Here is a 15,474-nt window from a genome sequence, read left to right on the forward strand (position 1 = left end):
TACGCCCGAGCCGATGCCGGTCACGCCCTTTCGCCCCGCGACCGATACCTGGTTCGGCGAGGCCTTCGGGCAGGCGACCGCGATCCAGTCGCGCGGCTGGCCCGCGATCCGGGCCGGCCATCACTGCCTGCTGATCGCCCCCACCGGCAGCGGCAAGACCCTCGCCGCCTTCCTCAGCGCCATTGATCGCCTGACCGGCGAGCCCGCCCCGGATGCCCGTCGCGGCTACTCGGTGCTCTACATCTCGCCGCTGAAGGCGCTGGCCACCGACATCGAACGCAACCTGCGCGCCCCGCTGACCGGGATCGCGCAGACCGCCGCGCGCTTGGGCGATGATGCCCCGCGCGAGCCAGTGGTCCATATCCGCACCGGCGACACCCCGCAGGCCGAGCGCCGCGCTCAGGCGCGCGAACCCGGCGATATCCTGGTGACCACGCCGGAGTCGCTGTACCTGCTGCTGGGCTCGAAGGCCGCCGAGAACCTCGAATCCGTCCACACGGTGATCATCGACGAGGTGCACGCGCTGGCCGGCAACAAGCGCGGCGCCCATCTCGCCCTGTCGCTGGAACGCCTGGCCGAGCGCTGCGACAAGGACCCGCAGCGCATCGGGCTGTCCGCCACCGTGCACCCGGTGGAGGTGGCGCGCGGCTTCCTCGGCGGCGACCGCGAGGTGGAGGTGATCGACGCCGCCGAGCCCCCGCGCCTGGACCTGGAGATCCTCGCCCCCGAGGAGCCGCCCGCCGCGCACGCAGCGCCGACCGTCGAGGGCCCGGATACGACGACCCCCTCGTCCGGCCCGATCCCGTCCGGCTCCATCCTCGGCGCGGTGTACAGCCAGGGCACCGGGCAGCTCCCCGCCGCTGGCGGCGACCGCGCCGCACGCCTGGAGCCGCGCCTGCTGGCCGCGATCCTGGAGCACCGCTCCACCATCGTGTTCGTGAACAGCCGCGGGCTGTGCGAGCGTCTGGTCCAGCGCATCAACGAGGCCTGGCGCGAGCAGCAGCCGGAGGATGCCGAACCGGTGGAGGATCTGGTCGCCGCTCACCACGGCAGCGTGTCCCACGAGCGCCGCGCCGAGATCGAGGGCCGGCTGAAGACCGGGCGCCTGCGCGGCATCGTCGCGACCAGCTCGCTGGAACTGGGCATCGACATGGGCGCGGTGGACCTGGTGATCATGGTCGAATCCCCCGGCGCGGTCGCCCGTGGGCTGCAGCGCGCCGGGCGTGCCGGGCACGGCGTGGGCCAGGTCTCGCGCTCGCTGCTGCTGCCGCGCTTTCGCGGCGACCTGCTCGAATGCGCGGTGATCGGCGAGCGCATGCAGGCCGGCGCGCTGGAACCGATCCACGCCCCGCACAACCCGCTGGACGTGCTGGCCCAGCAACTCGTCGCGATGGTCTGCGAACGCCCGCGCACGGTGGACGAGCTGCACGCGCTGGTCCGCCGCGCCGCGCCCTGGCGCGAGCTGTCGCGGGCGCTGCTCGAGGCCACGCTGGACATGCTCTCCGGCCATTACCCGAGCACCGACTTTGCCGACCTGCGCCCCTGGCTCGCCTGGGACCGCGCCCGCGACGAGCTGACCCCGCGCCGAGGAGCGGCACTGGCCGCGCGCCTGAACGCCGGGACCATCCCCGACCGCGGGCTGTACGGCGTGCATGTCGGCGAGGGCGGGCCGCGCATCGGCGAACTGGACGAGGAGATGGTGTTCGAGCTGAAGACCGGCGAGAACGTGACCCTGGGTGCCAGCACCTGGCACGTGGAGGCGATTACCCGCGACCGCGTGCTCGTCTCCCCCGCCCCCGGCGAGGTCGGCAAGCTGCCGTTCTGGCATGGCGACGGCCCCGGCCGCCCGATCCAGCTCGGCCAGGCCATCGGCGCCGCGACCGAGCGGCTGGCCCGCATGAACCGCGCCGAACGCACGACCTGGCTCAGGGAACACGCGCCACTGTCGGAGGCGGCGGTCGAGACCCTCAGCGACTACATCGACGAGCAGCGCGAGGCCACCAGACAGCTGCCCTCCGACCAGCGCATCGTGGTCGAACGCTTCCGCGACGAGGTCGGCGACTGGCGCGTCTGCATCCTGACCCCGTTTGGCGCGCGCGTGCACGCCCCCTGGGCGCTGGCCCTGCAGAGCGCGCTGACCAGCCGCTCCGGCTTCGAGGTGCAGGTGATGTACACCGACGACGGCATCGTGCTGCGCCTGGCCGACAGCGAGGACCTGCCCGAGCTGGACAGCCTGTTCCCCGACCCGGAGGAGCTGGAGGAGGCGGTCACCCGCGAGCTGGGCAACTCCACGCTGTTCGCCAGCGCCTTTCGCGAGAACGCGGCACGCGCCCTGCTGCTGGTACGCAACCGCCCCGGCCAGCGCACCCCGCTGTGGGCGCAGCGCCTGAAGTCGCAGCAGCTGCTGGCCTCGGTGCGCGAGTACGCGAGCTTCCCGGTGGTGCTGGAGACCTACCGCCAGGTGCTGGCCGACGTGTTCGACCTGGACGCCCTGCGCCAGATCCTGCGCGGCGTGCAGGAACGCCGCATCCGCGTGCACGAGGTGGAGACGCCGCAGGCCTCCCCGTTCGCCCGCAGCCTGGTGTTCGCCTATGTCGCGGCCTACATCTACGAGCAGGACGCGCCGATGGCCGAGCGCAAGGCCCAGGCGCTCACGCTCGACCGCGGCATGCTGGCCGAACTGCTGGGCCAGGCCGAGCTGCGCGAACTGATCGACCCCGAGGCCCTGGCCGAGCTGGAGGCCGAGCTGGCGCACGCCACCGAGGCGACCCGGGTGCCGGACGCCGACGCCCTGCACGACCTGCTGCGCCGGCGCGGGGACCTGAGCCCGGACGAAGTGGCGGCCGCCTGTGCCGAGGCACCGGGGCCGTGGCTGGAACAGCTCGCCCGGTCCCTGCGCGCGGTGGAGGTGCGCATCGCCGGCGAGTCGCGCTGGATCGCGGCCGAGGACGCCGCGCTCTACCGCGATGCCCTCGGCGTGGTGCCCCCGCCCGGCCTGCCCGCCGCCTTCCTGGAACCGCCGCAGCGCCCGCTGGAACAGCTGCTGCGCCGCTACGCCCGTACCCACGGACCTTTCCGCAACGAGGACCTGGGCGCTCGCTACGGCCTCGCGCCGGGCGCACTGCTGCCGGCGCTCGAGAGCCTGGAGCGCGCCGGCGTACTGCTGCGCGGCGAGATCCGCCCGCAGGGCACCGGCGAGGACTGGTGCGAACTGGACATCCTGCGGCGGCTGAAGCGCCGCACCCTGGCGCGGCTGCGCGACGAGGCGGCGGCGGTGGACGCCCGCGCACTGGGCCGCTTCCTGCCGGCCTGGCAGGGTCTGACCGAACCCGGACGCGGGGCCGGCGCCCTGCGCGACACGCTGACGCAACTGGAGGGCATCGCCCTGCCCTGGTCCGCCTGGACCGCCCACGTACTGCCGATGCGGGTGCGCGACTTCTCGCTGGATGCGCTCGACCGCATCACCGCCTCCGGGGAGTTCGTCTGGGTGGGCAGTGGTGCGCTGGGCCAGCGCGACGGGCGCCTCCGCTTCCTGCGCCGCGAACAGGCGATGGTGCTGCTGGAACCGGAGGCCGGTGCCGCGGATACCCCCGCCAGCGACGACCCGCTGGCGCAGGCGATCCTGGAGGCCCTGGACCGGCGCGGCGCCTGCTTCTACCTGGAGCTGGAACGCGCAGCCCGGACGGCGCAGCCGGACGCCCGCCAGGACGCGATCGAAACCGCGATCTGGGACCTGGTCTGGGCCGGGCAGATCACCAACGACACCTTCGCGCCGCTGCGCAGCCTCGGTCAGCGCCGGACCTCCGCGCGCGGCCGGCGACGCCCGGGACAGGGTCTGGCGGGCGGGCGCTGGTCACGGGTCGCCGAGCTGATCGACCCCGGCGTGTCGCTGACCGAACGCGCCCGCGAACAGGCCGAGAACCTGCTGGCCCGGTACGGCGTGGTCAGCCGCGAGATGGCCCGCGCCGAGGGCCTGCCGGGCGGCTTCGGGCGCGTATATCCCGTCTACCGCGCGATGGAGGACGCCGGCAAGCTGCGCCGTGGCCACTTCGTCGAGGGCCTGACCGGCGCTCAGTTCGCCCGCGCCGGCGCAGTGGACCGCCTGCGCGCCCTGGAACGCGCGGCCGACGACACCCCCGAGCCGCAGTGGCTGGCGAGCGTCGACCCGGCCAGCCCCTGGGGCCAGCTCCTGCCCTGGCCGCAGCCGCCGGAAGCGGCCGAGGGCCGCCTGCGCCGCGTGGCCGGGGCGCTGGTCGCGCTGGCCGGCGGCCAGCCGCTGCTGTACCTGGCCGCCTCCGGTCGCCAGCTGTTCGTCTGGGAGACCATCCCCGGCCTCGACACCGGCGAGGCACATGCGGCACTGGTCACCGAGGCGATCCGCCAGCTCGCCGGGAGCCGCTGGCTGCCGAAGCGCCGCGGCGTCACCATCGAGAGCATCAACGGCGAACCGGCGCGCCAGTCCCCGTTCGCCGCCGCCCTGCGTGCCGGCGGCGCCCTGGGCGAGGTCCGCGGCCTGCGCCTGGAGCCACCCGCCGGCCGCCGTTGATGCGATTCGCTGCGCTCATCGGCATCCTACCGTGACATCGGCGCGACCTAGGGTGCGTTGAGCCCTGCGAAACGCACCGTTCGCCCGGAATCTCTCGAAGCTCGAACGGCTGCCCCAACCCATCGGCATATCGCAGTCGCCCATCACACGAGCCCGGGCAAAAAACGCCTGTCTCGCTGGACACTCGCACCACCGGTACGGCAGAATCCCGTTCATTCGATGCACCTTCCATTTTTGGTGCAATCGCGTCCATTCACGACAGGATCGCTGCCGATTCCGCCCATCATGCCTTCTATCCTGCTACTCAACGGCCCCAACCTGAACCTGCTGGGACAGCGGGAGCCGGAGCGGTACGGGCACCATACGCTGGCGGACATCGAGGCCGACCTGACTGCGCACGCCCAGGCCGCCGGGGAAACCCTGGCCTGTTTTCAGAGCAACCACGAGGGCGAGCTGATCGACCGCATCCATGCGGCACGCAGCGAGGGCGTACGCCGCATCCTGATCAACCCGGGCGGCCTGACGCACACCAGCGTAAGCCTGCGCGACGCCCTGCTAGGCGTCGACATCCCGTTTTACGAGATTCACATCAGCAACATCCACGCGCGCGAGGCGTTTCGTCATACTTCGCGCCTGGCCGATGTCGCCGCCGGCACCCTGAGCGGGTTCGGCGTCATCGGCTACCGGATGGCACTGGACGCGGCAATCGCGGCCCTCAAGGAGTCATAGACACCCCATGGATATTCGCAAGGTCAAGAAACTGATCGATCTGCTCGACGAGAGCGGCATCCACGAGATCGAGATCCACGAAGGCGAGGAATCGGTGCGCATCACCCGTTCGCCGAGCGGCTCCGCCGTGGCCGCCGCCCCGGCAGCGATGCCCGCCCCGGCACCGGCCGCCGCCCCGGCCGCCCCGGCGGGCGAGGCCGCGGCACCGGCGGCGCCGGAAGTGGACGGCCACCCGGTCACCGCGCCGATGGTCGGCACCTTCTACCGTGCCCCGAGTCCCGGCGCGAAGCCCTTTGTCGAGGTCGGCCAGACGGTAGAGGTCGGCGAGACGCTGTGCATCATCGAGGCGATGAAGATGCTCAACCCCATCGAGGCGGACCAGGCCGGCACCATCCGCGACATCCTGGTCGAGAACGGCAACCCGGTGGAATACGGCCAGCCCCTGTTCATCATCGGCTGACGCCCCCCGACTTCGCTGCCTACAGGTCCGAGCATGTTTGAAAAGATTCTGATCGCCAACCGCGGCGAGATCGCCCTGCGGGTCCTGCGCACCTGCCGCGAGATGGGCATTGCGACGGTCGCGGTGCACTCCAGCGCCGACCGCGACCTGAAGCACGTGCGCCTGGCCGACGAGTCGGTCTGCATCGGGCCGGCCGCCTCCGGCGAGAGCTACCTGAACATCCCCGCGCTGATCGCCGCGGCCGAGGTCACCGATGCCGGCGCGATCCACCCCGGCTACGGTTTCCTGTCGGAGAACGCGGACTTCGCCGAGCGCGTGGAGTCCTCGGGCTTTGCCTTTATCGGCCCGCGCGCCGAGACGATTCGCCTGATGGGCGACAAGGTCTCAGCCAAGCAGGCGATGCAGGATGCCGGCGTCCCCTGTGTGCCCGGCTCCGGCGGCGCGCTGACCGACGACGCCGACACCAACATGGCGCTGGCCCGCGAGATTGGCTACCCGGTGATCATCAAGGCCGCCGCGGGCGGCGGTGGCCGCGGCATGCGCGTGGTGCACACCGAGGGCGCGCTGCTGCATTCGATCTCGCTGACCCGCAGCGAGGCCCAGCAGGGGTTCGGCAACGACACCCTGTACATGGAGAAGTACCTCGAGCACCCGCGCCACGTGGAGTTCCAGATCCTCTCCGACAGCCACGGCAACGCCATCTGCCTGGGCGAGCGCGACTGCTCGATGCAGCGCCGCCACCAGAAGGTGATCGAGGAGGCCCCGGCACCGGGCATCACCGACGAACAGCGTCAGGCCATGAGCGAGCGGCTGGTGCGGGCCTGCCAGGAGATCGGCTACCGCGGCGCCGGGACCTTCGAGTTCCTGTACGAGAACGGCGAGTTCTACTTCATCGAGATGAACACCCGGCTGCAGGTCGAGCACACGGTGACCGAGCAGGTCACCGGTATCGACCTGGTGCGCGAACAGATTCTCATCGCGGCGGGCGAACCGCTGTCCCTGACCCAGGATCAGGTGGAGATCCGCGGGCACGCGATCGAGTGCCGCATCAACGCCGAGAACCCGGCCACGTTCATCCCCAGCCCGGGCACCATCCAGCAGTATCACGCCCCGGGCGGGCTCGGCATCCGCATGGACACCCACATCTACAACGGCTACGCGGTGCCGCCCTACTACGACTCGATGATCGGCAAGCTGATCGCCCACGGGTTTGACCGCAAGATCGCAATCGCCCGCATGCGCGGCGCGCTCGGCGAGATCGTGATCGACGGGATCGAGACCAACATCGCCCTGCACAGCGAGCTGATGAACGATGCGAACTTCCAGAACGGTGGGACCGATATCCACTACCTGGAGAAGAAGCTGAAGTCGCTGACCTGATGAGCCTCGCCGAGCTGCAGTGCCAGATTGCCCCGGAGCAGGCCGAGCCCCTGGAGGATGCCCTGTTCGAGCTTGGCGCCGTCAGCGTGGAGCTCCACGACGGCGCCGACGAGCCGCTGTTCGAGCCCCCGCTGGGTACCCATCCGCTTTGGTCCAGCGTGTGCCTGAAGGCCGTGTTCGCCGACGCCACCCAGGCCGAGCTGGCCGCGGCCTCGCTGGAGCGACTCCAGCCGGCGCCGGAATCCATCTCCGTGGTCGCGATCGAGGATCAGGACTGGGTGCGCGCGGGGCTCGATGGCCTGGGCGCCATCCACTGCGGGGGCCCGCTGTGGATCGTGCCCTCCTGGGAGACCCCGCCCGACGTCGAGGATGGCGTGTTCGTGCATCTCGACCCGGGCCTGGCCTTTGGCACCGGCAATCACCCGACCACCGCGATGTGCCTGAAATCACTGGCGGCGAACCCGCCACGCGACCAGCAGGTGCTCGACTACGGCTGCGGCTCCGGCATCCTCGCGATCGCGGCGCTGAAGCTGGGGGCACGACATGCAGTGGGCACCGACATCGACCGCCAGGCCGTCCAGGCCACCTACAGCAATGCGGCGGAAAACGACATCTCCGAGGACCGGATCGAGGTCGGACTGACCGATCACCCGGTACCCAATGCCGGCTTTGATCTGGTTATTGCCAACATCCTGGCCAAGCCCCTGATCGACCTCGCCCCGGAACTGGCCCGCGCGGCCCGCCCGGGGGCACGCCTGCTGCTGGCCGGCCTGCTGGAGCGCCAGGCCGACGAGGTCATGGCGGCCTACGCGGACGCCTTCGACATCGGGATCGAGGACACCCGCGAGGGCTGGGCCCTGCTCAGCGGGCGCCGGCGCTAGCGTATGCGCCCGCGACCGGTCTTCTGGCACGGCTGACCGGAGCCCCTCGCGATGCTCGCCCGCTGTCCCCATTGTGGGGTTGCCCACACCCTGACCCGCGGCGAAGAGCTACGACTGGACCGGGCACATTGTGATGCCTGCGGTGCGGACTTTGCACTGTTCGTGGCACTCGAGATCGGCGGCGCCGGCGAACGGGCAACCGGCCCCGGCATCTCGGCGGTGCGCCACACTGCCTCCCTGGATATCGAGCGCAGCCCCCGGCGCCAGACACTGGAACTCGATATCGATACCCGCCCCGGGCAGACCACGGCATTTCCGGGACGACGCCCGGGGCGGGCCTTCGCTGCCTTTCTGGCCCTCCTGCTGCTCGCCCTCCTCGCCCTGCAACTCCTGCTGGCGCCGCCGGTGCCCCCGGGGGCCTGGAGCGGACTGGACGACGCCCGGGCGAGTCTCTGTGCCACCCCGCGGGTCGAGGATCTCTGCCCGCCATGGGAACCTGGGCGCGAACCGGAACGCATCCGCGTCTCCTCCCCCGACCTGCACCTCGCCAACGCGGGAGACCTGTCCATGCGCTTTGAGCTGGAAAGCCCACTGCAACAGGGATGGCCGGTCATAGACGTTTGGCTGTCGGACCGACTGGGGACACCCCGCGGCCATTGGCGACTCCATCCGGCGGACGGCCATGCCAACCTTCAGGCACCGATGGCGGCGGGTCACCGCTATGCGATCGAGATCGAATTACCTGATACCGGGCCGCACATCACCGGGGCCCACATCACGCTGCACTGACCCCGCCCCGCTCAACGCTGCTAGACTCTCGGGTTTTACCCTGCTGGTTCGAAATCCCGCATGCAGCTCGGCCCCCACCATTTCCCCGGCCCACCCGTGTTCCTGGCCCCGATGGCCGGGGTCAGTGACCGGCCGTTGCGCCTGATCGCGCGGCGCCTGGGCGCGAGCGCGGCTGTCTCGGAGATGGTCACCTCGGACACGCGCCTGTGGGGCAGCGACAAGAGCCGGCACCGGCTGGACCACCGCCAGGAACCCCGCCCGCGCATCGTGCAACTGCTGGGCAACGAACCCGAACCGCTGGCCGAGGCCGCGCGCGAGAACGTGCGCCGCGGGGCGGACGTGATCGACCTGAACCTCGGCTGCCCCGCCAAGAAGGTCTGCAGCAAGGCCGCAGGCTCGGCCCTGCTGGGGGAACCGGAGCGGGTACGCGAGCTGCTGACCGCACTGGTGGAAAGCGTCGAGGTCCCGGTCACGCTGAAGATGCGCCTGGGGCTGGATCGCGAGCGGATCAACGCCGAGACCATCGCGGGCATCGCGCAGGATTGCGGCATCGCGATGCTGACCGTGCACGGGCGCACCCGCGCCGACGCCTATCGGGGCACGGCCGACTACGAGGCCATCGCGCGTGTGGTACGCGCCGTTTCCATCCCGGTGCTGGCCAACGGCGATGTAGTCGACATCGACAGTGCGCGCCGGGCGCTCGCAACCACCGGCGCGACCGGACTGATGATCGGGCGCGGGGCACAGGGGCGCCCCTGGCTACCCGGCCAGATCCGCGCCGCCCTCGCCGGCGAACCGGTGCCAGTCGACCCGACATGGGATGCGCGTCTTGCGCTGATCGAGGAGCATTTGCAGGCATTGCATGCGCAATACGGCGAAATGCAGGGCGTGCGTATCGCGCGCAAGCACCTGGGCTGGTATCTTCAGCACATGGGTCTCGGGGAGGACCCAACCCGGGCGGCACGGGCTTCCCTTCTCGCCGCCACTACCGCTAGTGAACAGCTTGGGCGCCTGCGCGCCATTCTGTCAGGAATCACAAGCGAGGCCGCATGAGGATGGACGTACCCTCTTTAGAACAAGAACAAAGCGGGGAACCGGTATCATCCGGCAACCTCGCGTCGGGCTGCGTACTCGCCGAGTCGGTGCGCAATGCGCTGGACCAGTATTTCGAGACGCTGGACGGGCAGAGTAGTCACGACCTCTATGCGCTCGTAATGAACGAGGTCGAGCGCCCGCTACTGGCCTGCGTGCTGGAGCGCTGCAACGGCAACCAGAGCCGGGCGGCGGCGCTTCTGGGGCTCAACCGCGCCACGCTGCGCAAGAAGCTGCGTGCCCATGGCCTGATCAGCGAGAACGGCCACGGGAACGGAAACGGGAACGGCGCCCAGCGCTAACTCACCCCGCCGGACCCGGCACACGCCCGCCACCTGACGGGCGTGTGCGCAATCATCGACCGATCTAGCCCTTCCAGCCGAGGCGCTGCAGCGCCGTGCGGTGCAGTTCCGGCGTCGCGGCCGCCAGCACGTTGGTGGTCTGCAGGTCCAGCTCGCCGCCAGACAGATTGGTGAAGGCCCCGCCCGCCTCGCGCACAATCACGGCCAGCGCCGCGATATCGAGGATGTTCACATCCGACTCGATGATCAGGTCGATGCTGCCGCGCGCCAGCAGGTGGTAGTGGTAGAAGTCGCCATAGCCGCGCGTGCGATTGACCTCGGCCATGATCCCGCCCAGCGCCGCCCAGCCTTCGGGATTCTGCGCGAGGGTCTTCAGGTTCCCGGTGGACAGCGAGGCGCGGCCCAGCTCGGTGGTCGGGGCGACGGCAATCTTTTCGCCGTTGAGGTAGGCGCCCTGGCCCTTTTCCGCCCAGGCGCGCTCTCCGAACTGCATGCCATTGGACAGCCCCAGGATCAGATCGCCCTTGTGCATCAGCGCGATCTGGGTGGAGAAGAACGGGTAGCGGCGCACGAAGCTCTTGGTGCCGTCGATCGGGTCGATCAGCCAGACATAGTCGGAGTCCATGTCCGACTGGCCGGTTTCCTCGCCGTAGAAGCCGTGATCCGGGAACCGCTCGCGGATCACCTGGCGGATCGCCTGTTCGCTTTCCACGTCGGCGCGCGTCACGGGCGTGTCGTCGGGCTTGGTCTCCACATCGACGCCGGCGGCGTAGTAGTGACGAATGACCTTGTCCGCGGCATCGGCGGCGGCCTGGGCGGCCTCCATAAACGCGCTTTGCTGCATGCTGCTACCCCTTCAAAAAAGGAGCTATCTTAGCATGCCGCCCCCAGCGGCTCTGGCCAGGAAGCGGTCGGCGGTTGTCCCGGCCCCGGCATGCCCCGATAATGCCGCCATCTTTTCGAGGAGTCCGACATGCCCAAGAAGCTGCCCGACGTCAGCAATCTCGAACGCCTGGAACTGTTCGGCGAGGACTACAACCCGAGCGCGACCATCGAGAACGTGGACGGCCAGACCCTGTCGCTGCAGATCTACTACCAGCTGGCGCTGGACTACGGCGGCATCGGCCCGAAGGCCGCCAACTCCGGTTTGCTGATGTACGGCAGCCATGCCGACGATGCCCGCGCCAACCCGGGCAAACACCCGAACATCGACCGCCTGTTCGAGATCCTCGACAAGGGCTACTACCTGTCGGTGAAGGCTGTACCCAAGCGCAAGAGCCGCGCCAGCTAGTTCCTTGCGGAGACGTTCTCCCGTTCCGGCGCATACGTGCAAACCGGAACGCGTCCTCCGCACATCACGGCAGGCGGTTGGTGTGGATCACGCGCCAGCCGCGCGTCGGATGCCGATGCAGTCGGGTCCGGCTCGCATACTCGCATTCCAGCTGGAACAGCCGCTCGTCCGGCACCCCCATCACCCAGCCGACCAACGCACGGATGACCCCGGCGTGCACGATCACCAGCACTCGTTCCACCGGCTGGCCGCCGACCGTGGTCTCGAAGGCCGCCTCCACCCGCCGGCGAAAGGCGCCCAGCGGCTCCGCCCCGGCCGGCCGCGAATGCACCGGATCGGCATAGAACGCCCGGTATTCCTCCGGCCGTTCGCGCTGCAGCTCGACCCGTGTGCGTCCCTCCCAGTCGCCAAAGCCGACCTCGCGCAGGTCCGGCTCCAGATGCAGGGACAGGTCACGCTCGTCCGCCAGGCGTTCGGCAAACGCCCGGCACCGGTGCATCGGCGAACTGACGACCGCCTGCCAGCCGTCATCGTCACGCACCGCGTGTTCCATCTGCGTCCACCCCTGCGCGCTGAGCGGGTCGTCGCAGCCATGCCCACGATAGCGCTGCCCGCCCTCCGGTTCGCCGTGTCGCAACAGATCCACAATCATGCCGTGTCCTCGCTCAGGCAGGCCTCCAGGCAGGCCCAGTCGAAATGCGGGCCCGGGTCGGTCTTGCGCCCGGGGGCGATGTCGCAGTGGCCCACCAGCGCATCCGGGGTAATGGCCGGAAAGCGTTCGCGCAGCCAGCCGATCAAACGGGCCAGCTCGGCGTACTGCACCGGCGTGAACGGGTCGTCGTCGGTGCCCTCGAGTTCGATGCCAATGGAAAAATCGTTGCAGCGCTCGCGGCCACGCCACTGCGAGGCGCCGGCATGCCAGGCCCGCCGGGAGAACGGCACGAACTGGGTCGCCACCCCCGCCCGATCGATCAGCACATGGGCGGACACGCGCAGATCGGCGATCTGCGCAAAGTAGGGGTGGGCACCGGGGTCGAGCCGGTTCTGGAACAGTTCGGCCACGTGCGGCCCGCCGAACGTGCCCGGCGGCAGGCTGATGGCATGCACGACGATCAACTCGGGCTCCATCCCCGCAGGGCGTGCGTCCTGGTTCGGGCTCTCAAGCACTTGGGCCGACGGCCACCAGTCGCGATCGACGATCATAGTCTCGGTCACGGGGCCTCCTCGGGCGGGCGCTGCAGGCAGGCCGCGAGGGCCTCGAGCAGCAACGGCAGGCGTGGCGGGGCCTCGAGGCGGCCGTGGTAGGCACCGGCATTGAAAACGAACAGGGCCGGGAGGTGGAAGACCTCGAACTCGCGCACCAGCGCGGTATCCATCTCTGCATCGACGACGAACAGGGCGGGCGCTTCGGGCTCGGCCTGCCACTGCTCCAGCACCCGGCCCATCACCTTGCAGGCCCCGCAGCCCCGGCGGGTAAACAGGATCACCGCCGGACCCGGGACCTCCAGGAGGTGCTGATGAAAGTCGAACTGGGTCAGCCGGGGCAGGCCCGTCTGACGCAGGGTCGGGTCAGTTGGAGTTGTCTTCGGCCTGTCGCTCAATGGATTCACCGGCATCCTGCACGTCTTCGCCAAACCCCTCCATAGTGGCGCAACCAGCGATGCCAAGCGAGCCCAGAGCCACCAGCAGGATCAGCAGGGCGGCGGGAATGCATTGCGTGAAATGCATGCGAGCTCCTTGTCTCTTTCGTGATTCGGTCCGTGATACCGACCGCCAAAGGGCACTCCAGGGACGGTCACACTTTATGAGGCGCACGCACTGGGGTAGTTTACGCGCCGCCCTCTTTTCGTGAAGGAAGTCGCAACCCTGTGTCCGACCTGAATCCGCAACAACAGGCGGCCGTGACCACCACGGACCGCCCCCTGCTGGTCCTGGCCGGAGCGGGCTCGGGCAAGACCCGGGTGATCACCGAGAAGATCGCGTACCTGATCGAGCAGCGCGGGCTGGAGGCGCGCCGGATTGTCGCGATCACCTTTACCAACAAGGCCGCGCGCGAGATGCGCGAGCGCGTCCAGGGACGCCTGTCGAAGGAACAGGCGCGCGGGCTCGGCGTCTCCACCTTCCACACCTTCGGGCTGAACTTCCTGCGCCGCGAACTGGACGCGGCCGGGCTGCGTGCGGGCTTCTCCATCCTCGATCCGGGCGACTGCCGCTCGCTGCTGCGCGAGATCACCTACCGCGACGATACCGGCTCCGAGGTCGACGCCCTGATCGGCCACATCAGCCGCTGGAAGAACGACTTGATGACGCCGGAGGAGGCGCTGCACGAGGCCAGCCAGATGAGCGACGCCCCGGAGGCGACCGCCGCGGCCAATCTCTACCCGCGCTACGAGGATGCCCTTCGCGCCTACAATGCGGTGGACTTCGACGACCTGATCAAGCGCCCGGTGGACTGCCTGCGCGCGGACACCGAGCTGCGCAACCGCTGGCAGGACCGCATCCGCCACCTGCTGGTGGACGAATACCAGGACACCAACTCCGCGCAGTACCAGCTGGTGCGCCTGCTGGTGGGCGTCAGTGACGGCCTGACGGTGGTCGGCGACGACGACCAGTCGATCTACGCCTGGCGCGGCGCCCGCCCGGAAAACCTCGCGCGTCTGCAGCAGGACTTCCCGCGCCTGGAGGTGATCAAGCTGGAGCAGAACTACCGCTCCACCAACCGCATCCTGCATACCGCGAATGCGCTGATCGCCAACAACCCGCATGTGTTCGAGAAACGCCTGTGGAGTGCGCTCGGCGAGGGCGAGAAGATCGAGGTGATCGGCTGCTCCGACGCCGACACCGAGGCCGCGCGCGTGGTCTCCGAACTGATGCGCCGGCGCTTTCGCCTGAACGCGGGCTGGGGCGACTTCGCGATCCTCTACCGCAGCAACCACCAGTCACGGTTGTTCGAGAAGCTCCTGCGCGAGCAGGGCATCCCCTACCGCCTGAGTGGCGGGCAGTCGTTCTTCGAGAAGGCCGAGATCAAGGACCTGGTCGCCTATCTGCGCCTGCTCGCCAACCCGGACGACAACACCGCCTTCCTGCGCGTGGTCAATGTGCCGCGCCGCGAGATCGGCCCGGCGACGCTGGAGAAACTCGGCCACTACGCCAACCAGCGTGGCACCTCGCTGCTGCAGGCCGCGCGCGGGGCCGGCCTGTCCGAGTACATGGACGCCCGGGCGCAGGCACGCCTGGAACGCTTCACCGACTGGGTCGACGGCTTCCAGCGCCGCGGCGAGGACGAAGCGCCGGACGCCTTGCTGCGCACCCTGGTCGAGGACATCGACTACGAGTCCTGGCTGCTGGAGAACAGCTCCAACCCGCGGGCCGCGACCCGACGCATGGAGAACGTGCGCGAGTTCATCGACTGGGTCGGGCGCATGGGTGGCGGCGGCAACACCACCGCGGAGTACGGCGACGACGAGGCAGACGACGCGCAGACCATGGACCTGGCCGATATCGTCAACCGCATCAGCCTGATGGACATTCTCGACCGCAACCGGGAGTCCCAGGACGGCGACGAGTCCGTGCAGCTCCTGACCCTGCACACGGCCAAGGGGCTGGAGTTCCCGCATGTCTGCCTGGTGGGTTTCGAGGAGGAACTGCTGCCGCACCGGGTCAGCGTGGAGGACGATTCCATCGAGGAGGAGCGGCGGCTCGCCTATGTCGGGCTGACCCGTGCCCAGCAGACCCTGCTGATCACCTACGCCCAGAACCGGACCCGCTACGGCGAGACCCTCGAATGCGAGCCCTCGCGCTTTCTCGACGAGCTGCCCGAAGAACACCTCGAATGGCCGGACGCCAGGCCGCCGGATCCCGAGACCCAGAAGCTCACTGCCCAGGCCCACCTGGCCGGCCTCAAGGCCATGCTCGGCAAATAGCCGCTGCGCGGCCGGGGAGCCTTCGCTCACTACTGGGGCGCCCGGCCCATTCCGGACGCCCCGGCCCGCTCCCCCCTTCGT

15 protein-coding genes are annotated in these 15,474 nt (G+C 69.7%); 10 read left to right on the forward strand and 5 right to left on the reverse strand.

Annotation, left to right across the window (positions count from 1 at the left end):
• Positions 1-13: 13 nt before the first annotated feature.
• The 8 genes from G015_RS0112495 (at position 14) to G015_RS0112530 (ending at position 10,179) form a co-directional block, all read left to right on the forward strand.
• Complete coding sequence (locus G015_RS0112495; protein WP_020146843.1) at positions 14-4,546, forward strand: DEAD/DEAH box helicase; 4,533 nt, start codon at positions 14-16, stop codon at positions 4,544-4,546.
• A gap of 285 nt (positions 4,547-4,831) precedes the next feature.
• On the forward strand, positions 4,832-5,275 hold the full coding sequence (aroQ, locus tag G015_RS0112500) for a type II 3-dehydroquinate dehydratase (RefSeq protein ID WP_012983603.1): 444 nt from the start codon (positions 4,832-4,834) through the stop codon (positions 5,273-5,275).
• A gap of 7 nt (positions 5,276-5,282) precedes the next feature.
• A complete protein-coding gene (accB, locus tag G015_RS0112505) occupies positions 5,283-5,735 on the forward strand; it encodes an acetyl-CoA carboxylase biotin carboxyl carrier protein (protein ID WP_018138960.1) in 453 nt (150 codons plus the stop codon).
• 33 nt (positions 5,736-5,768) lie between these two features.
• Positions 5,769-7,115, forward strand: coding sequence for an acetyl-CoA carboxylase biotin carboxylase subunit (gene accC / locus G015_RS0112510; RefSeq protein ID WP_018138959.1), 1,347 nt, complete (start codon positions 5,769-5,771; stop codon positions 7,113-7,115).
• A complete protein-coding gene (gene prmA, locus G015_RS0112515; RefSeq protein ID WP_018138958.1) occupies positions 7,115-7,996 on the forward strand; it encodes a 50S ribosomal protein L11 methyltransferase in 882 nt (293 codons plus the stop codon). The genes accC and prmA overlap by 1 nt, the downstream gene beginning before the upstream one ends.
• A 51-nt stretch (positions 7,997-8,047) precedes the next feature.
• Positions 8,048-8,785, forward strand: a complete 738-nt coding sequence (locus tag G015_RS0112520) for a hypothetical protein (protein ID WP_018174871.1) — start codon at positions 8,048-8,050, stop codon at positions 8,783-8,785.
• Positions 8,786-8,845: 60 nt separating this feature from the next.
• The gene (dusB, locus tag G015_RS0112525) at positions 8,846-9,838 is read left to right on the forward strand and encodes a tRNA dihydrouridine synthase DusB (protein ID WP_018138956.1); all 993 of its coding nucleotides are present in this window, start codon (positions 8,846-8,848) and stop codon (positions 9,836-9,838) included.
• Positions 9,839-9,840: 2 nt separating this feature from the next.
• A complete protein-coding gene (locus G015_RS0112530; protein WP_018174873.1) occupies positions 9,841-10,179 on the forward strand; it encodes a helix-turn-helix domain-containing protein in 339 nt (112 codons plus the stop codon).
• A gap of 64 nt (positions 10,180-10,243) precedes the next feature.
• On the opposite strand, the gene G015_RS0112535 is transcribed toward G015_RS0112530, so the two are convergent.
• Positions 10,244-11,023 (reverse strand): inositol monophosphatase family protein, encoded by a 780-nt coding sequence (locus G015_RS0112535; RefSeq protein WP_018138954.1) that lies wholly within the window; start codon positions 11,021-11,023, stop codon positions 10,244-10,246.
• A gap of 129 nt (positions 11,024-11,152) precedes the next feature.
• Here G015_RS0112535 and G015_RS0112540 point away from each other — a divergent pair, with 129 nt between their 5' ends.
• Positions 11,153-11,470: a DUF2322 family protein gene (locus G015_RS0112540; protein ID WP_018174875.1), complete on the forward strand. Its 318-nt coding sequence runs from the start codon at positions 11,153-11,155 to the stop codon at positions 11,468-11,470.
• A gap of 64 nt (positions 11,471-11,534) precedes the next feature.
• Here the strand turns inward: G015_RS0112540 and G015_RS0112545 are convergent, their stop codons facing one another.
• Genes G015_RS0112545 through G015_RS0112560 form a run of 4 tightly spaced genes read right to left on the reverse strand, consistent with a single transcriptional unit; the run spans position 11,535 to position 13,198 of the window.
• The gene (locus G015_RS0112545; RefSeq protein WP_018138952.1) at positions 11,535-12,122 is read right to left on the reverse strand and encodes a histidine phosphatase family protein; all 588 of its coding nucleotides are present in this window, start codon (positions 12,120-12,122) and stop codon (positions 11,535-11,537) included.
• Positions 12,119-12,685 (reverse strand): 1,6-anhydro-N-acetylmuramyl-L-alanine amidase AmpD, encoded by a 567-nt coding sequence (gene ampD / locus G015_RS0112550; RefSeq protein WP_018138951.1) that lies wholly within the window; start codon positions 12,683-12,685, stop codon positions 12,119-12,121. Before ampD ends, G015_RS0112545 begins: the two co-directional genes overlap by 4 nt.
• Complete coding sequence (locus G015_RS0112555; RefSeq protein ID WP_081601210.1) at positions 12,682-13,008, reverse strand: co-chaperone YbbN; 327 nt, start codon at positions 13,006-13,008, stop codon at positions 12,682-12,684. The genes ampD and G015_RS0112555 overlap by 4 nt, the downstream gene beginning before the upstream one ends.
• A gap of 31 nt (positions 13,009-13,039) precedes the next feature.
• Positions 13,040-13,198, reverse strand: a complete 159-nt coding sequence (locus G015_RS0112560) for an entericidin A/B family lipoprotein (protein WP_018138949.1) — start codon at positions 13,196-13,198, stop codon at positions 13,040-13,042.
• 140 nt (positions 13,199-13,338) lie between these two features.
• On the opposite strand from G015_RS0112560, the gene G015_RS0112565 reads away from it, so the two are divergent.
• Positions 13,339-15,393 (forward strand): UvrD-helicase domain-containing protein, encoded by a 2,055-nt coding sequence (locus G015_RS0112565; RefSeq protein WP_020146844.1) that lies wholly within the window; start codon positions 13,339-13,341, stop codon positions 15,391-15,393.
• Positions 15,394-15,474: the final 81 nt, after the last annotated feature.

The organism is Thioalkalivibrio sp. ALJ15, from assembly GCF_000383695.1.
In the GTDB taxonomy this organism is placed as follows: Bacteria; Pseudomonadota; Gammaproteobacteria; order Ectothiorhodospirales; family Ectothiorhodospiraceae; genus Thioalkalivibrio.

Coding starts and splice junctions, on each gene's coding strand:
- G015_RS0112535 (WP_018138954.1), bottom strand. CDS start 11,023: ATGCAGCAAAGCGCGTTTATGGAGGCCGCCCAGGCCGCCGCCGATGCC.
- G015_RS0112560 (WP_018138949.1), bottom strand. CDS start 13,198: ATGCATTTCACGCAATGCATTCCCGCCGCCCTGCTGATCCTGCTGGTG.
- accB (WP_018138960.1), top strand. CDS start 5,283: ATGGATATTCGCAAGGTCAAGAAACTGATCGATCTGCTCGACGAGAGC.
- prmA (WP_018138958.1), top strand. CDS start 7,115: ATGAGCCTCGCCGAGCTGCAGTGCCAGATTGCCCCGGAGCAGGCCGAG.
- G015_RS0112540 (WP_018174875.1), top strand. CDS start 11,153: ATGCCCAAGAAGCTGCCCGACGTCAGCAATCTCGAACGCCTGGAACTG.
- dusB (WP_018138956.1), top strand. CDS start 8,846: ATGCAGCTCGGCCCCCACCATTTCCCCGGCCCACCCGTGTTCCTGGCC.
- G015_RS0112545 (WP_018138952.1), bottom strand. CDS start 12,122: ATGATTGTGGATCTGTTGCGACACGGCGAACCGGAGGGCGGGCAGCGC.
- G015_RS0112520 (WP_018174871.1), top strand. CDS start 8,048: ATGCTCGCCCGCTGTCCCCATTGTGGGGTTGCCCACACCCTGACCCGC.
- G015_RS0112495 (WP_020146843.1), top strand. CDS start 14: ATGCCGGTCACGCCCTTTCGCCCCGCGACCGATACCTGGTTCGGCGAG.
- aroQ (WP_012983603.1), top strand. CDS start 4,832: ATGCCTTCTATCCTGCTACTCAACGGCCCCAACCTGAACCTGCTGGGA.
- G015_RS0112530 (WP_018174873.1), top strand. CDS start 9,841: ATGGACGTACCCTCTTTAGAACAAGAACAAAGCGGGGAACCGGTATCA.
- accC (WP_018138959.1), top strand. CDS start 5,769: ATGTTTGAAAAGATTCTGATCGCCAACCGCGGCGAGATCGCCCTGCGG.